Origin of the sequence: Variovorax sp. PBL-H6 (assembly GCF_901827155.1) — a bacterium.
In the GTDB taxonomy this organism is placed as follows: domain Bacteria; phylum Pseudomonadota; class Gammaproteobacteria; order Burkholderiales; family Burkholderiaceae_C; genus Variovorax.
Genome location: NZ_LR594659.1, coordinates 2,370,853 through 2,391,561, shown reverse-complemented (window position 1 = coordinate 2,391,561; position 20,709 = coordinate 2,370,853). Strand labels below are relative to the sequence as shown.

The following is a 20,709-nucleotide window of genomic DNA, read 5'->3' as shown; positions in this document are numbered from 1 at the left end:
CCGATGATGGACGCCCGTCCCCTGCCCCACTACTTCAGCCCTGATCACGAGGCGTACCGCGCGGGCTTGCGCGACCTCGTGGAGCGCGAGATCGCGCCCTTCGTCAACGAATGGGACGAAGCCGAAACATTCCCGCGCGGGCTGTACCGCAAGTTCGCGGAACTCGGCGCGCCGGGCATCGGCTACGACGAGGATCTGAAAGAACACCCATGAGGAACCTTGCCGGCGACCTGCTTGCCGAATACCGCGGGCTTGCGGACCTGTGCGGATCCCTGACGGACGAACAATGGCGGCAGCGCACCGACTTCCATGGCTGGACGCCTTGGGACGAGGTGGCGCACCTCCTGTACTTCGACGAAACAGCGCTGCAGGCCGTGTCCGATGCGGCGGCATTCGATGCCGACAAGGACGCGCTGAACGGCGAGCTCGCGACCGGCATGGAGATCAGCGCGATCACGCGGCGCCGGTACGGCCACCTCGATGGCAAGGCTCTGCTGCAACTGTGGCGGCAGCGCCATGAGGCCCTCGTGGAACAGCTGGCGGGCAAGGACCCGAAGGCGCGCCTGCCCTGGTACGGCCCCACCATGAGCGCGCGATCGTTTGCCACGGCCAGGCTCATGGAGACCTGGGCGCACGGACAGGACATCTGGGACATGCTGGGGCGCGAGCGCCCCCCCGGGCCGGGGCTGCGGCACATCACCCACCTGGGGGTGACCACCTACGGCTGGACCTTCGTGAACCGCCAGTTGCCCGTGCCCGCGCCGACGCCTTACGTCGAACTCCAGGCGCCCGACGGTGGAAGCTGGACCTGGGGCGAACCGTCGGGCGAGCACTTCGTGCATGGCCCCGCGCTCGACTTCGCCCTGCTGGTCACGCAGCGGCGCAACCGCGCCGACACTGCGCTTTCGTGGCGCGGCGACGCTGCCGACCAATGGACCCGGCTCGCGCAGTGCTTCGCCGGCGAACCCGCCGACGGGCCTGCCCCCGGTGCGCGTGTCAGCCGCCGCTGATCCCGGCCTGTCCGACAGCGTGGGGGCGCCGCTCACGCTGGCGCTCGCATCACGCATCGCGCCGCTGCTGAGCGCGCGGATCGAGGGGCTGGCGGAACGCACACCCGCCGACCTTTCCTTCGGCAATCTCTGGCTTTTCCGCCGGCCGCATCAGTGGCGTTGGCACGACCGCCCCTGGCCCTGCATCAGCGGCCTGGCCTACGACGGACAGCGCGTCGCCATCCCCCTCTTCGATGTGCGCAACGCGCCTCCGAATGCGCTGCACGACGTCGTGCAACGGCACGGCGCTCTCTTTCCTCTTTGCGAGCGCGAGACAGTTGCAGTGCAATCCGCGGGTGGTTCACCCTTCGAGCTGACCGAGCTGCGCGACGACGCCGACTACGTCTACCCCGCCGGCGCGTTCCGGCGCTATCGGGGCCGCGCGCTGCAGAAAAAGGCCAACCTCATGGCGCAACTGCAGGCGGCGCATTCGCTGCGCGTGGCGCCTTATGCCGAGCACTTGCGCGACGATGCGCTCGCGGTGCTGGAAGGCTGGATGCGCGACAAGGGCAAGGCACCCGGCGAGGCGGATGACGAGGCCTGCCGAGAGGCACTGGCGCTCGCGCCGCAGCTGAACCTCGACGGCTTCGTGCATTGGGCTGATGGCGCGCCCGCGGGCTTCGTGCTGGCCGAGGAGCTGCAGCCGGGCGTGTGGGTCATCCGCTTCGCCAAGGGACTGGTGCGCTTCAAGGGCATCGCGCAGTACATGTTCCATCACTTCGCCTGCCGCACGGACGCGCGCGTGGATTGGCTCAATTTCGAGCAGGACCTTGGCCTGCCGGGTTTCCGCCAGACCAAGCTGAGCTATCGGCCCGCCTTCCTGTTGCCCAAGTGGCGGCTGCGGCTGCGCACCGGCTGACATCGCCGCGCGCGTCGCTGGCCGCATCAGCCACTTCGCGCAAGACCCCACAGGCAGCTGCGCCTAATCTGGACACTTCGCCGCCCCGACGCGCGACTCAGAGATACAAGCCGCCATGCCCCAGATCGAATCCAGCATCTCCACTGCCAGCGCAGCCTTCGCGGCGAACCGCGACAACATGCTCGGGCTGCTCGAACGGCTGCGCAACTTCGAACAGCGCACGCACGCCAAGTCCGCGGCGTCGCGCGAGCGATTCGAGAAGCGGCAACAGCTGCTGCCGCGCGAGCGCCTCTCGCTGCTGCTCGACCCGGGCGCGCCCTTCCTCGAACTCGCCACGCTCGCCGGCCTCGGCCTCGACACGCCGGACATGGACAAGAGCGTGCCGGGCGGCGGCGTGATCGCCGGCATCGGCTTCGTCAGCGGCATCCGCTGCATGGTCATCGCGTCCGACTCGGGCATCGATGCGGGTGCACTGCAGCCCATGGGTCTCGACAAGCAACTGCGCATCCAGGAGCTCGCGCTGGAGAACAAGCTGCCCTACGTACAACTGGTGGAGAGCGCGGGCGCGAACCTCATGCAATACAAGGTCGACGAGTTCGTGCGCGGCGGCAACCTGTTCCGCAACCTGGCGCGCATGTCGGCCGCGGGCTTGCCGGTGGTCACCGTCACGCACGGATCATCGACCGCCGGCGGCGCCTACCAGACGGGCCTGTCCGACTACATCATCCTGGTGCGGGGCCGCTCGCGGGCTTTCCTCGCAGGGCCGCCGCTGCTGAAGGCCGCGACCGGCGAGGTGGCGACCGAAGAGGAGCTGGGGGGTGCAGTGATGCACACGTCGGTGTCGGGCCTGGGCGACTACCTGGCCGAGGACGATCGCGATGGCCTTCGCATCGCGCGCGAGATCCTCGGGCAGATCGACTGGGACCGCGGCACGCCGCACGAGCCGCCACGCACCTTCAAGCCTCCGCGTTACGACGCCGAGGAACTGCTGGGCGTGATGCCGGCGGACCACAAGCGCCCCGTCGACATGAAGCAGATCATCGCGCGCATCGCCGACGATTCGGAGTTCCTCGAGTTCGGCCAGAACTATGGCAGCGCAACGGTCTGCGGGCATTTCAGGATCGAGGGCTGGCCAATGGGCGTGATCACCAACAACGGCCCCATCGATCCGGCCGGGGCCTCCAAGGCCACGCACTTCATCCAGGCATGCTGCCAGTCGCGCACGCCCATCCTGTACCTGAACAACACGACCGGCTTCATGGTGGGGCGCTCCTACGAAGAGGCCGGCATCATCAAGCACGGCTCCAAGATGATCCAGGCCGTGACCAGCGCCACGGTGCCGCAGATCACGATCTATTGCGGCGCCTCCTATGGAGCCGGCAACTACGCGATGTGCGGCCGCGGCTTCCATCCGCGCTTTTGCTTCAGCTGGCCGAACTCGAAGACGGCTGTGATGGGGGGCGAGCAGGCCGCCGGCACGATGCGCATCGTCACCGAAGCCAGCATGCGCCGCAAGGGAGAAGTGGACGAGGCGAAGCTCGACCAGATGTCGCAGCGCATCATCGACCGCTTCGACAGCCAGATGAGCGTGTTCACCACCAGCGCCCGGCTGCTCGATGACGGGGTGATCGATCCGCGCGACACCCGCGCGGTGCTGGCCAAGGTGCTGGCCGTGTGCCGTGAGGGCGATGCCCGCACGCCGCAGCCGATGCAGTTCTCCGTTGCCCGTCCCTGATCGCCATGCAACTCACGCACGAACATGAACAGTTGCGCGCCACCGTGCAGCGGTGGATCGCCGAACAGGTCAACCCGCACGTCGACCAGTGGGAGCGCGACGAGATCTTTCCGGCGCACCAGGTCTTCGGGCAGCTCGGCCAACTCGGCTTGCTGGGCTTGAACAAGCCGGAAGAGAACGGCGGACAGGGCCTCGACTACTCCTACGCGGCCGTGCTCGCGGAGACGCTCGGCGAAATCCATTGCGGCGGCGTGCCGATGGCGATCGGCGTGCAGACCGACATGTGCACGCCGGCGCTCGCGGAGCGCGGCAACCCCGAGCTGCGCGCCGAATTCCTCGCACCCGCGATCAGCGGCGAATTCGTGGGCTGCCTCGGCGTGTCGGAGGTGGGCAGCGGCTCGGACGTGGCGAGCATCCGCACCACGGCCCGCAAGGACGGCGGCGACTACGTCATCAACGGCGGAAAGATGTGGACCACCAACGGCACGCAGGCCGACTTCTGCGTGGTGCTGGCCAACACCTCCGAAGGCGCGCCGCACCGGAACAAGTCGCTGATCGTCGTGCCCATGAAGACGCGCGGCGTGACGGTGGCACGCAAGCTGCGCAAGATGGGCATGGACTCGTCCGACACCGCGCAACTGCATTTCGACGACGTTCGCGTGCCGCAGCGCCATCGCATCGGAGAGGAAGGCATGGGCTTCGTCTACCAGATGGAGCAGTTCCAGATCGAGCGCCTCTGGGGCGCACTCAACGCCTGCGGCATCGCGCGGCGCGCGATCCGCGAGACCATCGCCTACACGGGCGAGCGCAAGGCATTCGGACGAGCCATCCTGGACAACCAGTGGGTGCACTACAAGCTGGCCGAGCTCGAGGCGGAGGTCGATGCACTTCACGCACTGTGCTGGGCCGGCGTCGAGAAGGTCGTGCTGGGCCAGGACGCCACGCGGCTCGCGACTGCCGCGAAGCTGAAGGCCGGCCGCGTGGTGCGGCAGGTGGCCGACGGCTGCCTTCAATTCTGGGGCGGAATGGGCTTCATGGACGAAAGCCCGATCTCCCGCATCTACCGCGACACGCGGCTCGTCTCCATCGGTGGCGGCGCCGACGAGGTGATGCTGCAGATCCTGTGCAAGTTCATGGGAATCCTTCCGAAAGCATGACTCACCCAGGCTCTGCCATGAAAAATCCCACGCCCTTCGACAAGGTGCTGATCGCCAACCGCGGCGAGATTGCCCTGCGTGTCATGCGCAGCGCCCGCCTGCTCGGCTACCGCACGGTGGCCGTCTATTCGACGGCCGACGCACAGGCCGCCCACGTGGCCGCCGCCGACCAGGCCGTGTGCATCGGCGAGCCGCTGCCCGCGCAGTCGTACCTGCGCATTCCGGCCATCATCGACGCGGCCCGCGCCAGCGGCGCGGACGCGATCCACCCCGGCTACGGCTTCCTGGCCGAGAACGAGGACTTCGCCGCTGCGTGCCGCGAAGCCGGCCTCGTGTTCATCGGCCCATCGCCCGAGGCGATCCGCGCAATGGGCGACAAGGCCGGTGCCAAGCGCCTGATGATCGAAGCGGGCGTGCCCTGCATCCCCGGCTACCAGGGCGACGACCAGGGCGAGCAGCGCCTGTCGGAGGAGGCCGCGCGCATCGGCTACCCCGTGATGATCAAGGCCACGGCCGGCGGCGGCGGGCGTGGCATGCGGCTGGTGAAGTCCGCGGGAGAGTTCAAGGACCTGCTGCGCAGTGCCCAGTCGGAGGCGAAGAACGCCTTCGGCGATGCGACCGTGATCCTGGAGCGCGCCATCATCGAGCCGCGCCACATCGAGATCCAGGTGTTCGCCGACCGCTTCGGCAACGCGGTGCACCTGGGCGAGCGCGACTGCTCGGTGCAGCGGCGCCACCAGAAGGTGATCGAGGAAGCGCCTTCGCCGGCGGTGAACGCCGAGCTGCGCGCGCGCATGGGCGCCACGGCCGTGGCGGCCGTCAAGGCGATCGGCTACGAAGGCGCGGGCACGCTGGAGTTCCTGCTCGACCGCGAGGGCCACTACTACTTCATGGAGATGAACACCCGGCTGCAGGTGGAGCACCCCGTGACCGAGGCGATCACCGGGCTGGACCTGGTGGAGTGGCAGCTGCGCGTGGCTGCGGGCGAGGCCCTGCCGCTTGCGCAGGACGCCATCACCTTCTCGGGCCACGCGATCGAGGTGCGCCTGTGCGCGGAAGACGTGCCCGCGGGCTTCATGCCGCAAAGCGGCACCCTGCGCCGCTGGCAAGTCCCGAAGGGGCTGCGCGTGGAACACGGGCTGCGATCCGGCGCGTCGATTCCGCCTTTCTACGATTCGATGATTGCCAAGCTGATCGCGCATGGCGCCACGCGCGACGAGGCGCGGCGCCGACTGCTGCGCGGTGTCGAGGACACCGTCGCCCTCGGCGTGCGCACCAACCAGGAGTTCCTGGCGCGCTGCCTGGCCCATCGCGTGTTCGCCGACGGCGCTGCCACCACGGCCTTCATCGCGCAAAACGAAGCCGACCTCATCGGTGCGGACGACGAAGCCAATGCCCGCGCCGCGCTGATCGGTGCGTGGCTGCTGCACGAGACAGCCGGACTGGGCCGGCACGCTACGGGCGGCCGCAGCCTGGCGCACAGCCTTCCGCTGGGCATGCGCTTCTCGCTCGACGGCGTCGAACAGGTCGTGAGCGTGTCGCAGACGCAGCCGCACACCTTCCGCGTGACGGCAGGAGGGCGGGAGCACGTGCTGCAGTCGGTGTCGCAGGGCGAGCAGGAGGCGCGCTTCATTCTCGATGGCGTGATGGACACCGTGGCGTTCGACCGCGACGGCAGCAGCCTGTGGCTGCGCCAGGCGGGCCGCCCGCACGTGCTGGAGGACCGCACGCGCGCTGCCACGGCCCGCGCGGAAGAAGGCGGCGGCGATGGCCGCGTGCGTGCGTCGATGAACGGCCGCGTGGTGGCCATCTTCGCAGCGGTCGGCGACAAGGTCGCGCCGGGCCAGCCGCTGTTGACGCTGGAAGCCATGAAGATGGAACATGTCCACAGTTCGTCCGTCCACGGCGTGGTCACCGCCGTGCTGGTCGGCGCCGGTGAGCAGGTCGAAGCTCGCCGCGTGGTCGTCGAGGTCCAGCCGGAACCGCGCAAGGAGTTGCCGAATGAGCGATGAGCCAAGGACGAACGCCGAGGTGCTCCATGCGCTGCGCGGCAACACCTTCTGGATCACCATCAACCGACCCGACAAGCGCAACGCGATCCACGCCGGCGTGATCGCAGGCATCCGCGAAGGCTTGCGCCAGGCGCATGCCAACGCCGACGTTCGCGCCGTCGTTCTCACGGGCGCGGGCGAGAAAGCCTTCTGCGCTGGCGGTGACCTGCAGCCCGGCAAGGGCTTCGCGTTCGACTTTTCGCGACCGAGCGTGGACTACGCCGACCTGCTGCGCGAAGCACAGGCCGCAACGCTGCCCATCGTGGTGCGGGTCAACGGCACCTGCATGGCCGGCGGCATGGGACTGCTGTGCATGGGGGACTTCGCCGTCGCGGCCGACCACGCGCTGTTCGGCCTGCCCGAAGTCAAGCTGGGCCTGTTCCCGATGCAGGTGCTCAGCCTGCTGCAGGACCTGGTGCCGCGGCGCATCGTGCGCGAATGGGCGCTGACGGGCGAGCCCTTCCCCGCCCAGGAAGCGCACCGCGTGGGCCTCGTCAACCACGTTGTACCGGCAGCCGAGCTCGACGCCAGGACGCAGTGGCTGGTGGATCGCCTCGTGGACAAATCCCCCACCGCGATTCGCCGCGGCAAGTATGCGATGCGTGCCATCTCGGCGATGTCCTTCGACCAGGCACTGGCCTACACGGAGAGCCAGATCGCCATCATGCCGATGACGGAGGATGCGCGCGAGGGCATGGCAGCCTTCAACGAGAAGCGCAAGCCGGTGTGGACAGGCCGCTGATCGCGGGCCCGTCCAGGACTCCCGGTCACGCAGGGGCCGATGCCGAGATCGGCTTGCCTTTCTGCGCGAGTTGGCGCAGCAGCGGGCTCACGGTCCAGTAGCCGTGCTCGTTTCCGCGCGTCTCGGCGTAATGATCCAGCCGCGCCACGACGGTACCCAATCCCACGGTATCGGCCATGTGCATCGGGCCGCCACGATGGTCGGGGAATCCATAGCCCGCGGTCCAGATGACGTCGATGTCGCTGCCACGGTAGGCAATGCCCTCCTCCAGGATGCGCGCGCCCTCGTTCACCATGCTGTAGACAAGGCGCTCGACGATCTCTTGCGGCGCGATGTCGCTGCGTCGCGCGATGCCATGCTCGCGCGCGAGCGCCTCGGCGAGTTCCAGGGTCTCGGTGTTCTCCACGGGTTTGCGGCCTTCGTAGCGGTAGTAGCCCGCGCCTGTCTTCTGGCCGAAGCGGCCGAGGGCGAAGAGCTTCTGCACCATGGCCCGGTAGCTCGGGTCCTGGGGCAGGCCGCCGGACTTGCCCAGCTCGATGACCGTCTTCGCGCCCACGTCGACACCCGCCATGTCCAGCATGCGGCACGGACCCATCGCGAAGCCCAGCGCTTCCACGGCGCCATCCACCTGCGCCGGGGTCGCGCCTTCCATCAGCAGGAACTCGGCCTCGCGCATGTACACCTCGGCCATGCGGTTGCCGATGAAGCCGTAGCAAACGCCCGACACCACCGCGACTTTGCGGATGCGGTTGGCCAGCTTCATCACCGTGCCCAGCACATCCGGCGAGGTCGCCGCGCCGCGCACCACCTCCAGCAAGCGCATCACGTGGGCGGGGCTGAAGAAGTGCATGCCGACCACGTCGGCCGGACGGCCAGTGGCCCTGGCGATCTGGTCGACGTCGAGCGTCGAGGTGTTGGTGGCGATGATGGCGCCCGGCCTGCACACGGCGCCAAGCCGCGCGGCGATGCTCTGCTTCAGCGCCATGTCTTCGAACACGGCCTCGATCACCAAGTCGCAACCCGCCAGGTCCTCGTACCGCAAGGTGGGTCGGATGGCGGCGAGACGCTGGGCCACCTGCTCCGCGGTGAGCTTTCCCTTGGCGGCGCTCGCCTCGTAGTTGCCGCGGATGATGCCGAACCCGCGGTCCAGCGCCTCTTGTGTCGCCTCGACGAGCGTGACCGCGTAGCCCGCGTTCGCGAACGTCATGGCGATGCCTCCGCCCATCGTGCCGGCGCCCACCACGCCGACCGACTTGACGTCGCGCAGCGGCGTGTCCGCGGCGAGGCCGGGAATCTTCGCGGCCTGCCGTTCGGCGAAGAACAGATGACGCATCGCGCGGGACTGCGGCGAGCGGACGCAGGCTTCGAACTCACGCGCCTCGACCTTTTCGCCCTCGGTGAAAGGCAGCGTCGCTGCGGCTTCGATCGCCTTGACGATGCCCGCCAGCGCAGGGTACTGGGGCTTGCGCTGGGCCTGTTCCCGCGCCTTGGCGAGTGCGTCCAACGCAGCCGGTGTGGATGAAACCGGCAGGGTGCTCGCGCGGCGGATCTTCTGCGGCTGGCCGGCAAGGTCCAGGGCGCGTGCAATGGCTGCCTGGAGCAGCGGCAGCGCACTGAGCTCGTCGACGATGCCCGCGGCACGGGCTTCATTCAGGTCGATCATTCGTCCCGTGGTGATGAGCTCCAGTGCCTTTTCGACGCCGGCCAGCCGCGGCAGCCGCTGCGTGCCCAGCGATCCCGGCAGCAGCCCGATGTTCACTTCAGGCTGGCCGAATCGCGTCTCGGGCGCAGCGATGCGCCAGTGGCAGGCCATCGCGAGTTCGAGTCCGCCGCCAAGCACGGTGCCGTGCAGCGCCGCGACCACCGGCCGCTGCTGCGCTTCGAGTTCGGCGAGGAAACGGTTCAACGGGGCGGCGCTGAAATCCTTGTCTTCGAAAGCGGCGATGTCACCGCCGGCCACGAAGGTGCGCCCTTCACAGTGGAGCACGAGCGCCTTCAGGTGCGACTTGCCGCTGAAGGCCTCGAGTCCGGCGATCAGGCCCTGCACGACGGCGGGCGACAGTGCATTCACGGGCGGGTTCTGGATGCGCAGCACGCCGACGGCGTCCTGTTCGTGCAGTGTCACGGGTGAGGTGGTCATGATGTCTGGCGGGTGAAGGTGCGCGCAGGGTAGCGCCGCGGCGGCGTGCCGGTCTTGCGGCAATTGGTCGCGCGCTCGGCCGTGCTTAGCCAGTCGGCGCAAGCCGCGCGCGCCCTCCACTGCGCAGAATGCCGCTGATGAACAAGGGCGACTCGCCGTTCGACCTCGCGGCCCTCAGGCACTACCTCGCGGCCCACATCCCTGATCTCGGCCCGCAGCTCAGCGCTCGCGCATTTGCGGGGGGCCAGTCGAATCCCACCTTCTTGCTGACCGACGGGCGCGGACAGTGGGTGCTGCGCAAGAAGCCGGCAGGCGAACTGCTGCCGTCAGCGCACGCGGTGGACCGCGAGTACCGGGTGATCCGGGCACTGCACGGAACCTCGGTGCCCGTTGCCCGGCCTATCTGCCTGTGCGACGACCCGGGCGTGATCGGCACGATGTTCTACGTGATGGAATTCGTGCAGGGCCGCATCTTCTGGGACCCGGCGCTGCCGGAGCTCACGAACGCGGAACGCACGGAGCTCTACGAGGACGTGAACCGCGTGGTCGCTGCGCTGCATTCGGTGCGGCCCGATTCCGTGGGCCTGCAGGGCTACGGGCGAGAGGGACAGTTCCTGGAACGGCAAATCACGCGCTGGTCGCGCCAATACCAGGCCTCCGAGACACGGCCGATCCTCGAGATGCACAAGCTCATCGCGTGGCTGCCAGGGCACATCCCTGCGGCGCAGGGGCACGGCATCGTGCACGGCGACCTGCGGCTGGACAACATGATCTTTCATCCGACAGAGCCGCGCGTGCTCGCGCTGCTCGACTGGGAACTCTCCACGCTGGGCGACCCGCTGGCCGACCTCGGCTACCACATGCTGCCCTGGCACCTGACGGCGCAGCAGTTCCGCGGCATGGCCGGCGAGAACTTCGCGGCCCTGGGCATACCGTCCGAGCGCGACTACCTGGCCGCGTGGTGCCGCCGCACGGGGCACGCGCCCGTCGAGGAGTCCACCTGGACCTTCTACCTCGTCTACAACATGTTCCGCCTGGCCGCGATCCTGCAAGGCATCGCCCGCCGCGCCGAGGACGGCACCGCGGCCGCCGGCAATGCGCGCGAGACCGGCGCGAAGGCCGGACCGATCGCCGCGTTTGCATGGCAGCTCGCCGTGCGGCAACTCGGCGCCACCTGACCCTCCCCTCCAACACCCAAGGAACTCATCGTGCCCTTCGAACCGACTCCCAAGGTGCAGGACCTGCAGCGCCGCCTCGCGGCCTTCATGGACGAGCACATCTACCCCAACGAACAGCGTCTTTACGAGCAAGCCGAAGCGCTCGGGCCCTGGAAGGTGTACCCCGTCATCGAGGAACTCAAGCCAAAAGCCCGTGCGGCAGGCTTGTGGAACCTGTTCCTTCCGGAATCGGAACATGGCGCCGGCCTCACGAACCTCGAATACGCGCCGCTGTGCGAGATCATGGGCCGTTCGTTCCTTGCGCCCGAGGTGTTCAACTGCTCCGCGCCCGACACAGGCAACATGGAAGTGCTGGCGCGCTACGGCACGCCCGAACACCAGGAACGGTGGCTCGAGCCGCTGCTCGCCGGCGAGATCCGCTCCTGCTTCGCCATGACCGAGCCGGCAGTGGCTTCGAGCGACGCGACCAACATCGAATCATCCATCGTGCGCCAGGGCGACGAGTACGTGATCAACGGGCACAAGTGGTACACCACCAATGCCACCGACCCGCGCTGCGAGATCGCCATCTTCATGGGCAAGACGGACCCGGACAATGCGGACCGCCACAAGCAGCAGTCGATGATCCTGGTGCCGATGAAGACCCCGGGCGTGAAAGTGCTGCGGCCGCTGCCGGTGTTCGGCTACTACGGCGTGCCTGACCGTGCGTCGGAAGTGCTCTTCGAGAACGTGCGCGTGCCGGCCTCCAACATGCTGCTGGGCGAAGGCCGGGGCTTCGAGATCGCGCAGGGCCGCCTCGGGCCGGGCCGCATCCACCACTGCATGCGGCAGATCGGCCTGGCCGAGCGCGCCCTCGAAGACATGTGCCGGCGTTCGCTGGCCCGCGTGGCCTTCGGCAAGCCGGTGGCGCAACAGGGCGTGACCGTGGAGCGCATCGCCCAGGCGCGCATCATGATCGAGCAGTCACGGCTGTTGACCCTCAACGCCGCGCACCGCATGGACACGGTGGGCAACAAGGTGGCGAAGGCCGACATCGCCATGATCAAGGTGGCAGTGCCCGGCATGGCATCCCAGGTGATCGACTGGGCGATCCAGGCGCACGGCGGCGGCGGCACCAGCAACGACTTCATCCTGGCGCGCGGCTACGCGATGTCGCGGGTGCTGCGGCTGGCCGATGGCCCGGACGAAGTGCACCGCAACCAGATCGGAAAACTGGAGCTGCAGAAGTACCGCTAAGACGCGTCTGCGGCATCGCGCGACTGCCATGGACGACGGAGCCGGTGCGGCGAGAGGGGTCGCGTGACCCTCTCTGCGTTCAGGCGACCTCGAACAATCCCGCCGCGCCCATGCCGCCGCCGACGCACATCGTGACGACCACGTGGCGCACTCCCCGCCGCTTGCCTTCCAGCAGGGCGTGACCCACGAGGCGGGCGCCGGTCATGCCGTAGGGGTGTCCGATGGAGATGCCGCCTCCGTCCACGTTGTAGATCGACGGATCGATGCCGAGGTGGTCGCGGCAATAGAGAACCTGGCAGGCAAAGGCCTCGTTCAGCTCCCACAAGCCGATGTCCTTCACGCTCAAGCCATGGCGCTGGAGCAGCTTCGGGATGGCGTAGATGGGGCCGATGCCCATCTCCTCGGGCGGGCAACCCGCCACTGCCATGCCGCGATAGATACCGAGCGGCTGCAACCCGCGCTTTTCGGCCAGCGCGCGGTCCATCAGCACACATGCGGAGGCGCCGTCGGAGAGCTGGCTGGAGTTGCCCGCCGTGACCACGCCGCCTTCGATGACCGGCTTGAGGCTGGACAAGCCCTGGAGCGTGGTGTCGGGCCGGTTGCCCTCGTCGCGCGAGAGCGTGACTTCCTTGTACGACACCTGTTGCGTTGCCTTGTCCGTCACGGCCATCGTTGCCGTGATCGGCACGATCTCCGCGTCCAGTCGACCCGACTCCTGCGCGGCGGCAATGCGGCGCTGCGATTCCAACGCGTAGGCGTCCTGCGCATCGCGGCCGATGCCGTACTTGCGCGCGACAAACTCGGCCGTCTGCAGCATCGGCATGTAGGCGTGCGGCGCCTTGGCAGTGACGTTGGGATCGGCTTCCTGCGCCACCCATTTCATGTAGGGCGTCTGCACGGCGCTGATGTTCTCGTGGCCGGCCGCGACGACGACGTCCATGCCATCCACCATGATCTGCTTGGCGGCGGTGGCGATGGCCATCAGGCCCGAGGCGCACTGGCGATCGAGGGTCTGTCCTGCCACCGACACGGGCAGTCCAGCGGCGATCAGCGCATTGCGCGCGAGGTTCATGCCCGCCGTACCTGCGCCGAGCACCGAGCCGACGACCACGTCTTCAATTTCGCCCGGATCGACGCGCGCGCGCTCCACGGCGTGAGCCAGCGCGTGTCCCAGCAGGGTGGGCGATTTGATGTTGTTGAGCGATCCGCGGAACGCACGTCCAATGGGCGTGCGCGCGGTGGAAACGATGACGGCTTCTCTCAAGATGGGCTCCGGTCGGGGGTGGGCAGGGTTCACAGGTTATGGCGGAAGGAGGCCGTAGGTCTTGCGCGGACTGGCCGCGCGCCCGCCCACCTTGTGCAAGACCCACGGCCTTGCCTGCGGGAAGATGCCGTAGCCATTCGGCGCAAGACCGGCGCATTGGCCAATCGGATCATTGCCCGCTTGACGCCTGCACCATGAACACACTCCACGACAAGACACTCTTCATCACCGGCGCGAGCCGCGGCATCGGCAAGGCCATCGCGCTGCGGGCCGCACGCGATGGCGCGCGCGTGGTCATAGCGGCCAAGACGGCCGAGCCCGACCCGCGCCCTCCGGGCACGATCACTCCGGATCTGGACTACTTCGTGGAGGCATGAACATGACGGACAAGATCGTGCGGATCGGCGGGGCTTCCGGCTTCTGGGGCGACAGCACGGTGGGCGCACCTCAACTGGTGGCCTCCGGAATGATCGATTACCTGGTGTTCGACTACCTGGCTGAAACCACCATGGCGATCCTCGCTGCGGTGCGCACCAAAAAGCCTGAGATGGGTTACGCGACCGACTTCGTGGACGTCGCCATGCGCCAGGTGTTGCCCGAGGTGATGAAGCGCGGCATCAAGGTGGTTGCCAATGCGGGCGGCATCAACCCGCAGGGCTGTGCCGATGCATTGCAGGCACTCGCGTCTTCCATGAACCTCTCGCCGCGCATCGCGGTCGTGGAAGGCGACGATGTCAGCGGGCTCATGGCCACATTGCGAGCAGAAGGTGCGCAGGACATGTTCACGGGCGAGGCCCTGCCTTCGCAGGTGCTCAGCGCCAATGCGTACCTGGGCGCGTTTCCCGTGGCGAGTGCCCTGGCGGCTGGCGCGGACATCGTGATCACCGGCCGCGGCGTCGACAGTGCCGTGACCCTGGGCGCGCTGATCCACGAGCTGGGCTGGACACCCGAAGACCACGACAAGCTTGCCGGCGGGAGCTTGGCCGGCCACATCATCGAATGCGGGTGTCAGGCCACGGGAGGCCTCTTCACGGACTGGCAGCGCGTTCCCGACTGGGCGCATATCGGCTACCCCATCATCGAATGCCGGGCGGACGGAAGCTTCGAGCTGACGAAGGCGCCCGGCACGGGCGGACTCATCGAGCGCGCCTGCGTTGTCGAACAGATGCTCTACGAGATTGGCGACCCGGGCGCCTACCTGCTGCCCGACGTGAGCTGCGACTTCCGTCAGGTGCGGGTGGAGCAGGTCTCGGCCGAGCGCGTGCGCGTCAGCGGCGCTGTCGGCCGGCCGCCCACCGGCTCCTACAAGGTGTCGGCGACCCAGCTCGACGGCTGGCGCTGCGCGGGCATGATGGTGATCGTCGGCATCGATGCCGCGGCCAAGGCGCGGCGCACGGGCGAGGCGATTGTCGAACGCACGCGAGAGATCCTGGACGACGCCGGCCTGCAGGACTTCACGAACGTGCAGGTCGAGCTCTTCGGATGCGAGTCGCTGTATGGCGCCAACTCGCGCACGCAGGCATCGAGAGAGGTGATGGTGCGAGTCGTAGCGGACCATGCACAGAAGAAGGCGCTGGAAATCTTCGCGCGAGAGATCGCGCCCTCGGGCACCTCGTGGTCCCCTGGTACGACGATGCCTGCCGGGGGGCGACCATCGCCCTCACCCCTCATCAAGCCGTTCTCCTTTCTGCTCGACAAGAGCCGCGCGCCGGCGTACGTGCGCATCGCGGGCGAAACCACGCCGGTGCAGGTGAACGGCGGTGCAGGCGCTGCCAAGGCCGCATCCGACTTGTACGCGCCCGCTGCATGGACCGACCCGCCAGGGGAACCGCTGCTGGAAGTCCCGTTGATCCAACTCGCCTGGGCGCGAAGCGGTGACAAGGGCAACATCTCCAACATCGGTGTCATCGCGCGCCGACCTGAATGGTTGCCGCTGCTTTGGGCACGGCTGACGCCCGAAGCCGTCCACGCGTACTTCGCGCACATGGTCAAGGGACGCGTCGAGCGTTTCTATTTGCCTGGCACGGCATCCCTCAATCTGCTGCTGCACGATGCGCTTGCCGGAGGCGGACCGGCATCGGCCCGGTTCGACCCACTCGGCAAGGGCAACGCGCAGATCCTGCTGGACATGCCGATCCGCGTGCCCTCCACGCTCGCCGCGGCAATCTCGACCGAGCCCTATTGGCAGGGCCAGCAGGCCTGAGGCCCGGGGGCGTCTGTCCCCCGTGAACGACGACCGCTCGCTTCGGCCATTCAATGGAGCAGATGAATCACGCGTCCCATGGCTTCCAGGGTCTGCGGGCGATGGGCAATCACGATGCATGTGATGTCGAGCTGCTGCACGGCGCTGTTGACGACGCTTTCGGTCGCCGTGTCCAGATGGCTCGTCGCTTCGTCCAGGAAAAGAATACGCGGGCGCTTGTACAGCGCCCGCGCCAGCACGACCCGCTGACGCTGGCCGCCCGAGAGGGCGGCACCCATGTCTCCCACGAGCGTGCTGTAGCCCATCGGCATGCGGGCAATCTCCTCATGCACGGACGCGTGCCGCGCGGCCTCTTCGATGCGGGCGTGATCGGGTTGGGCATCGAACAGGCAGATGTTCTCGGCGATCGAGCCGGCGAACAGGCGATCGTCCTGCATGACCACGCCGATCTGCTCACGGTAGTGCTGCAGGCCCAGCTGCCGCAGAGGGACTCCGCCCACGCTGACGCTGCCCTCCTGCGGCTCCAGTTGCCCCAGCATGACCTTGAGCAAGGTCGTCTTCCCGCAGCCCGAAGGTCCTGCGATCGCCACCGATTCGCCGGGTTCGATCTTCAAGCTCACATCCTTCAGGATCCATGGATCGTCCGGTGCGTACCGAAAACTGACATTGCGCAGTTCGATGGAAGCGGCAACGCCTTCCTGCGAACGATGAAGGGCCGCGTCGCGCACCGCTTCCGGCTCGGCGAGCACGATGTCGGCGAGCCGCTCGGTTTGCAAGCCCAGCATCTTGAACGACAGGAGCTGGTCGACCAAGGCCGACGCCCGACTGACGAACTGGGTCCTGTAGCCCAGGAACGCGATCAGCATGCCAACCGACAGTTGGCCACCCAGGACGAGCCGTGCGCCGAGATACAACACGGCGGCGTTCTCCAGCACCATCAGCATGGCGTTGAGCGAACTGAAGAACATCATTTGCCGCTGCACCGCCAAGCCGGCGTTCGTGCTCGCGACCGCGAGGTTCATGTACCGGCGCTGCCGGTCTTCCTCGCGGTTGAATAGCTTGAGCACCTGGATGCCGCGCACGCTCTCCATGAAGTGGCTCTGCTGCTTCGCCGAGCGCACGATCTGCTCCCCGCTGGCACTGCGCAGCGCGCCGTAGCGCAGGACGCGAATCAGGGTGTAGAGCAGGACCACGCTGCCGGCGACCGCCGCCAGCTGCAGGCTGTAGAACACCATGACGATCAAGGTGATCGTGGCCATGATGCCGTCGACGACGATCCCCATCATGCCGCCGGTCAGCGCTTGCTGCAGCGCGTTGATGCTCCCGAAGCGCGAGACGACATCGCCGAGATGCCGCTTCTCGTACCAGGCCATGGGCAAGCGCAGCAGATGCGCGAAACTGCCGCTCGTCCATTGCAGATTCAAGGTGGTGGTCAGGTGCAGCAGAACCCGGGCGCGTACCCAGCCGGCCGCAACCTGGAAACTGCCCACGAGCACCAGGCCCGCGATCAGCACCGCGAGCAGATCCGCATCGCCGGAGACCAGAACATCGTCGATCACCCACTGCGAGAAAAAGGGCAGCACCAGGCCGAACACTTCCAGCGCCGCCGCGAGAGCGAATACCTGCACCAGCGAACGACGCAGACCCCGCGCCTTCGCCAGAAGCGCCCCGAGCCGCAGTTGCCGTCGATCCTTCCGTGGCTTGAACGAGAGGCCCGGAGCCATCTCCAACGCGACGCCCGTGAACGAGCGCCCCGCCTCGTCGTGCTTCAGGGTTCGCGAACCATGCGCAGGGTCGAGGATGTCAATGGACTCGCGGCGCACACGCTGGAGCACGACGAAATGCTTGAGGTCCCAGTGCAGGATGCAAGGTGTCGCCAGCTTGTCCAGATCTTCCAGCCCGAGCCGCAAGGGTCGCGTTTGGAATCCCAGCGCGTGGGCGATCTTCATCAGCTGAGCCAGCGTCGCGCCCTTGAGAGAGACGGCGTACCTCGCGCGCAAGCTCTGCAGATCGGTGTCATAGCCGTGGTAGCCCGCCACCATCGCGAGCGATGCCAAGCCGCACTCGGCGGCCTCGGTCTGGAGAATCAGGCGAAGCTTCCGCCCGAAGCCGAACTGGAGACCTTCGAGCATCGGCGAATCAGCGAATCCAGTTGCCGGAGACGGAGAACAGCGGTTCGAACAACCACTCGATCAGCGTGCGCGTGTCGAGAATCAGGTTGGCATCGAAGCCCATGCCGGGCTGCAAGGGTTCTTCCTTGCCGTAGGCGGACACCGTTTTCTTCTCGAGGGCGAGGCTCGCGATGTAGAACAACTCGCCCGGCGCCGCGGCCGGTGACGGGTAAGGCAACTCGCTCCCGCTCACGGCCACCCGCGACATCCTGGTCACGCGTGCCTCGTGGCTTCCGAACTTTTGATAAGGGAAGGCCTGGAACTGCAGAAGCGCGCGAGTTCCCATCCGCACGAAACCGGCAGCCTTCGAAGGCAGGTAGACGTCCGCCTGCAGTTCCGATCCGTCGGGGATGAGATTGAGCAATGGCTGGCCGGGCACTGCCAGCTTGCCCCGGTCCGTCAGGATTGCGGTCACCACCCCTGGCTGCGGCGCCTTCAGCAGCAACTCGCGCCGGGATTCGTTCTCGACGCGATCCTGCTCGATCGAGGAAAGACCGCGATCGATCACCGCCAGCTCGTTGAGATGCTTCGCGGGCAATGCCGCGAAGTCGGCCTCGACCGCGCCTACCTCGCGCAGCAAGCTGGTCTCGTTGCGGCGAATCGATTCGAGCGCTGCAAGGTCGGCCATGCGCTCTTGTTCCTTCTGCTGCAGCGCCATGTCGGAGACGAACTTTGCAGCGTGCAGTTCGCGCTGCCTGGCGAGCATCTGGTCGGTGAGGCGAATCCGTTGCTGCTGAAGCGACACGGCGGTTCGCACCTGTGTCAGCTCGGTCCGCAGGTTGGTCAGCCGATCACCGAGCGCCTTGCGCCCCTGCTCGTGGAGCTCGTCGAGCTTGGCGCGCTCCTGCCGCAATGAGGCACCGCGAAGCTGGAGTTGCTTGTCGATCTCGGTCGAAGCGTCGCCAGCCCCCGTGAAGCGTTCTGAGTTCAGAACCGCCAATGTCTCACCTTGTGCAACATGCTGGCCTTCCATCACGGACAACTTGGCCACAATGCCAGCTTGCGCCGCAGCTACCTTGATGACACCGGCATTGGGTACGAGATAACCGCTGGCGCGAATCTTTCGGGTGTATTGACCCCAAATCAAATACGCGAGCAGGCTGGCGGCGAGGACTGCGAAGCCGATGGAGAGTACGGCGAAGGAAAGAGGCCTGCTCAGGAGCACCTCGCCGAGCCATGCGTCTTGGCGCGCCGCGAAGACTTCGTTACGGAAAAGCACATCTTCACCAGACGAGCATGACTCTATATGCTGATTGCTTAAAACACTTTGACGCGGTGTCACTTAAATCGATGGATGATTCTGTAGACAACATATATCCAAGCCGCAGTCACGGGCGCGAATGGAAGAAATCGCCTCAACAAACATAGCGGGACTCTTAGCAATTGGCGAAACCGTGAAAATTCATCCACGTGTACTGTCTCACTGACGCTCGGCTTTTCCCGCAGGCCTAGTTAAAATTCCGAGATCATACGGATCTGCATTAAAAATCAATTGACATTTTCTCGTATCCTTGCCTTGTGATCCATCGCAGTAAACCGTGTTTTTTCGTTCACCCCACCATCCTGGTCCAACCATGAATGCCACTCCTGATGCCTCGGTCCACGAATTGGCAATTTTGCTGCGAACAGGGTCACGCATCTTTCCATCGGTCAACTCATCAATCATTGCTAGTAGTTTTTGGTTCTGATTGGATGGACGCAATACTCCGCTCTCCTTATCCACTACCCGGGCGACGTGCAACATGATCATGTTGTTCACCTTCGGAAAAACGGAACGAGTTGCACCAGCCAAGAAAGAAACAGCACAAGCAGAATAGCACCTGCCCTTGACCACGGTATTCAGCTTGCGCTGCTTAATCAGCTCAACGTACGCACTTGCGGCCTCCATCGTTCCACCCAGTGATTCAGCAAAGACAATTGTTTTAACATTCATCTTCCTGAGTGTACTCACATCGCCAACTTGGACGTCTCCCGTAACTGTCGCAATCTCTCCTTCCTGCACAATATTTCCCGCACCCGCACCCGCACACTCGCAATAGGCAATTGCGCAAAACATCGCCAAACCTAACATCGTTCGCTTCATGTCTGCAATTCAATTAGCTTGCGCGTCATGGGTGAAATGCTTGGCATACTACATGGTCAAGAATATTCAGGCGTCGTATCAGGGTCCGGCGGGGCTGGGGTCCCCCATAGGATTACCGATGGGAGTGGTCGACCCTGCATTGTTGAAATAGGTAATAATAGATCCAAAAAACAGAGCGGCAGCAAAGAACGGATTATTATTGGCAAGCTCTATATTTTGCATCATTTGCTCTGCTTGAGAGTCACCGAGGACATTATCCGCGTTGGCATTGACCGTGACCTCCGGCAACGACCCTATTGATTCGCTTGAACTTTCACCTTGAGCAGCACAATTTCCATCTGCACCGCTGTCGCCCGGCGTGCAACCGCCATCTTCGCCCCCGCTAACCAGAATTAGCTCATCAGCAGTCAAAACTCTCATAGTTGTCCTTTTTTACTTTTCATTCGAAAGCGCCACGTCAAAATTATTCATCTTTTCTCTTTAAAAAGTATCTTTACTGACGCAAAAATTCCTGACTGCCCGAAATGACGATCACTTCTACATTCTGGCACCAGGAAATACAACTTCAACTCAGCGTGACCTTCAAAACACTGAGCAATGCGCCTAGTACAACCATCATCGCCACCCCAATTGCACCAACGCAGTAATACCACACAAATTCCCAAGGCAAAATAAAAGGACATATCCATTGGGTCACCGCGATCACAGAGCAACCCAGCAAAAGCAGCACTGCGAGCGCCTTGAACAACAAGGCCACTTTCATGGCAAGACTGATCATCGGCTCCCTCTAGGTCAGCTGCAGGCGATGTTTCGCTCAAGACCCAAGGATTTGGCGCGAAGC

17 protein-coding genes and 1 pseudogene are annotated in these 20,709 nt (G+C 65.8%); 11 read left to right on the top strand and 7 right to left on the bottom strand.

The features are described 5' to 3' along the window. The first annotated feature begins 6 nt into the window (after nucleotides 1–6). From G3W89_RS11405 to G3W89_RS11375, 7 genes are all read left to right on the top strand, one after another. Nucleotides 7–213: an acyl-CoA dehydrogenase family protein gene (locus tag G3W89_RS11405; RefSeq protein WP_232076461.1), complete on the top strand. Its 207-nt coding sequence runs from the start codon at nucleotides 7–9 to the stop codon at nucleotides 211–213. Continuing rightward, nucleotides 210–1,010, top strand: coding sequence for a TIGR03084 family metal-binding protein (locus G3W89_RS11400; protein WP_162574193.1), 801 nt, complete (start codon nucleotides 210–212; stop codon nucleotides 1,008–1,010). Before G3W89_RS11405 ends, G3W89_RS11400 begins: the two co-directional genes overlap by 4 nt. Next, a complete protein-coding gene (locus tag G3W89_RS11395; protein ID WP_162574192.1) occupies nucleotides 994–1,908 on the top strand; it encodes a phosphatidylglycerol lysyltransferase domain-containing protein in 915 nt (304 codons plus the stop codon). The genes G3W89_RS11400 and G3W89_RS11395 overlap by 17 nt, the downstream gene beginning before the upstream one ends. A gap of 115 nt (nucleotides 1,909–2,023) precedes the next feature. Continuing rightward, nucleotides 2,024–3,643, top strand: a complete 1,620-nt coding sequence (locus G3W89_RS11390; RefSeq protein WP_162574191.1) for an acyl-CoA carboxylase subunit beta — start codon at nucleotides 2,024–2,026, stop codon at nucleotides 3,641–3,643. 5 nt (nucleotides 3,644–3,648) lie between these two features. Continuing rightward, nucleotides 3,649–4,800, top strand: coding sequence for an acyl-CoA dehydrogenase family protein (locus G3W89_RS11385; RefSeq protein ID WP_162574190.1), 1,152 nt, complete (start codon nucleotides 3,649–3,651; stop codon nucleotides 4,798–4,800). A gap of 17 nt (nucleotides 4,801–4,817) precedes the next feature. Next, nucleotides 4,818–6,812, top strand: a complete 1,995-nt coding sequence (locus G3W89_RS11380; protein ID WP_162574189.1) for an acetyl/propionyl/methylcrotonyl-CoA carboxylase subunit alpha — start codon at nucleotides 4,818–4,820, stop codon at nucleotides 6,810–6,812. Then, nucleotides 6,802–7,593, top strand: coding sequence for an enoyl-CoA hydratase/isomerase family protein (locus tag G3W89_RS11375; protein ID WP_162574188.1), 792 nt, complete (start codon nucleotides 6,802–6,804; stop codon nucleotides 7,591–7,593). Before G3W89_RS11380 ends, G3W89_RS11375 begins: the two co-directional genes overlap by 11 nt. Before the next feature lie 25 nt (nucleotides 7,594–7,618). Here G3W89_RS11375 and G3W89_RS11370 read toward each other — a convergent pair whose 3' ends face one another. Further along, nucleotides 7,619–9,733 carry a 3-hydroxyacyl-CoA dehydrogenase NAD-binding domain-containing protein gene (locus G3W89_RS11370; protein WP_162574187.1) on the bottom strand — a complete coding sequence of 705 codons (2,115 nt, stop codon included), beginning with the start codon at nucleotides 9,731–9,733 and terminating at the stop codon, nucleotides 7,619–7,621. Between the two features lie 137 nt (nucleotides 9,734–9,870). Between G3W89_RS11370 and G3W89_RS11365 the strand changes: the two genes are divergently transcribed. Beyond that, nucleotides 9,871–10,911 (top strand): phosphotransferase, encoded by a 1,041-nt coding sequence (locus G3W89_RS11365; protein ID WP_232076459.1) that lies wholly within the window; start codon nucleotides 9,871–9,873, stop codon nucleotides 10,909–10,911. 30 nt (nucleotides 10,912–10,941) lie between these two features. Continuing rightward, nucleotides 10,942–12,147 (top strand): acyl-CoA dehydrogenase family protein, encoded by a 1,206-nt coding sequence (locus G3W89_RS11360; protein ID WP_162574185.1) that lies wholly within the window; start codon nucleotides 10,942–10,944, stop codon nucleotides 12,145–12,147. Nucleotides 12,148–12,226: 79 nt separating this feature from the next. Here G3W89_RS11360 and G3W89_RS11355 read toward each other — a convergent pair whose 3' ends face one another. Then, entirely contained in the window at nucleotides 12,227–13,411 is a 1,185-nt protein-coding gene (locus G3W89_RS11355) for an acetyl-CoA C-acyltransferase (RefSeq protein ID WP_162574184.1), read from the bottom strand. Nucleotides 13,412–13,605: 194 nt separating this feature from the next. On the opposite strand from G3W89_RS11355, the pseudogene G3W89_RS11350 reads away from it, so the two are divergent. Then, nucleotides 13,606–13,755 (top strand): annotated as a pseudogene (locus G3W89_RS11350) (SDR family NAD(P)-dependent oxidoreductase); the annotation flags it as partial. A gap of 35 nt (nucleotides 13,756–13,790) precedes the next feature. Further along, nucleotides 13,791–15,614, top strand: a complete 1,824-nt coding sequence (locus tag G3W89_RS11345) for an acyclic terpene utilization AtuA family protein (RefSeq protein ID WP_162574183.1) — start codon at nucleotides 13,791–13,793, stop codon at nucleotides 15,612–15,614. Between the two features lie 50 nt (nucleotides 15,615–15,664). Here G3W89_RS11345 and G3W89_RS11340 read toward each other — a convergent pair whose 3' ends face one another. From G3W89_RS11340 to G3W89_RS11320, 5 genes are all read right to left on the bottom strand, one after another. Further along, nucleotides 15,665–17,746, bottom strand: a complete 2,082-nt coding sequence (locus G3W89_RS11340; RefSeq protein WP_162574182.1) for a peptidase domain-containing ABC transporter — start codon at nucleotides 17,744–17,746, stop codon at nucleotides 15,665–15,667. Between the two features lie 7 nt (nucleotides 17,747–17,753). Continuing rightward, the gene (locus tag G3W89_RS11335) at nucleotides 17,754–19,067 is read right to left on the bottom strand and encodes an HlyD family secretion protein (RefSeq protein WP_162574181.1); all 1,314 of its coding nucleotides are present in this window, start codon (nucleotides 19,065–19,067) and stop codon (nucleotides 17,754–17,756) included. Nucleotides 19,068–19,205: 138 nt separating this feature from the next. Beyond that, a complete protein-coding gene (locus tag G3W89_RS11330; protein WP_162574180.1) occupies nucleotides 19,206–19,868 on the bottom strand; it encodes a hypothetical protein in 663 nt (220 codons plus the stop codon). A 78-nt stretch (nucleotides 19,869–19,946) separates the two neighbouring features. Further along, nucleotides 19,947–20,288, bottom strand: a complete 342-nt coding sequence (locus G3W89_RS11325; protein ID WP_162574179.1) for a hypothetical protein — start codon at nucleotides 20,286–20,288, stop codon at nucleotides 19,947–19,949. Between the two features lie 145 nt (nucleotides 20,289–20,433). Continuing rightward, entirely contained in the window at nucleotides 20,434–20,646 is a 213-nt protein-coding gene (locus tag G3W89_RS11320) for a hypothetical protein (RefSeq protein ID WP_162574178.1), read from the bottom strand. Nucleotides 20,647–20,709: the final 63 nt, after the last annotated feature.

Excerpts from the sequence above, each read along its gene's own strand:
- G3W89_RS11405 (WP_232076461.1), top strand. The coding sequence starts at position 7 with ATGGACGCCCGTCCCCTGCCCCACTACTTCAGCCCTGATCACGAGGCG.
- G3W89_RS11400 (WP_162574193.1), top strand. The coding sequence starts at position 210 with ATGAGGAACCTTGCCGGCGACCTGCTTGCCGAATACCGCGGGCTTGCG.
- G3W89_RS11390 (WP_162574191.1), top strand. The coding sequence starts at position 2,024 with ATGCCCCAGATCGAATCCAGCATCTCCACTGCCAGCGCAGCCTTCGCG.
- G3W89_RS11385 (WP_162574190.1), top strand. The coding sequence starts at position 3,649 with ATGCAACTCACGCACGAACATGAACAGTTGCGCGCCACCGTGCAGCGG.
- G3W89_RS11380 (WP_162574189.1), top strand. The coding sequence starts at position 4,818 with ATGAAAAATCCCACGCCCTTCGACAAGGTGCTGATCGCCAACCGCGGC.
- G3W89_RS11375 (WP_162574188.1), top strand. The coding sequence starts at position 6,802 with ATGAGCGATGAGCCAAGGACGAACGCCGAGGTGCTCCATGCGCTGCGC.
- G3W89_RS11370 (WP_162574187.1), bottom strand. The coding sequence starts at position 9,733 with ATGACCACCTCACCCGTGACACTGCACGAACAGGACGCCGTCGGCGTG.
- G3W89_RS11365 (WP_232076459.1), top strand. The coding sequence starts at position 9,871 with ATGAACAAGGGCGACTCGCCGTTCGACCTCGCGGCCCTCAGGCACTAC.
- G3W89_RS11345 (WP_162574183.1), top strand. The coding sequence starts at position 13,791 with ATGACGGACAAGATCGTGCGGATCGGCGGGGCTTCCGGCTTCTGGGGC.
- G3W89_RS11340 (WP_162574182.1), bottom strand. The coding sequence starts at position 17,746 with ATGCTCGAAGGTCTCCAGTTCGGCTTCGGGCGGAAGCTTCGCCTGATT.
- G3W89_RS11330 (WP_162574180.1), bottom strand. The coding sequence starts at position 19,868 with ATGAAGCGAACGATGTTAGGTTTGGCGATGTTTTGCGCAATTGCCTAT.
- G3W89_RS11325 (WP_162574179.1), bottom strand. The coding sequence starts at position 20,288 with ATGAGAGTTTTGACTGCTGATGAGCTAATTCTGGTTAGCGGGGGCGAA.
- G3W89_RS11320 (WP_162574178.1), bottom strand. The coding sequence starts at position 20,646 with ATGATCAGTCTTGCCATGAAAGTGGCCTTGTTGTTCAAGGCGCTCGCA.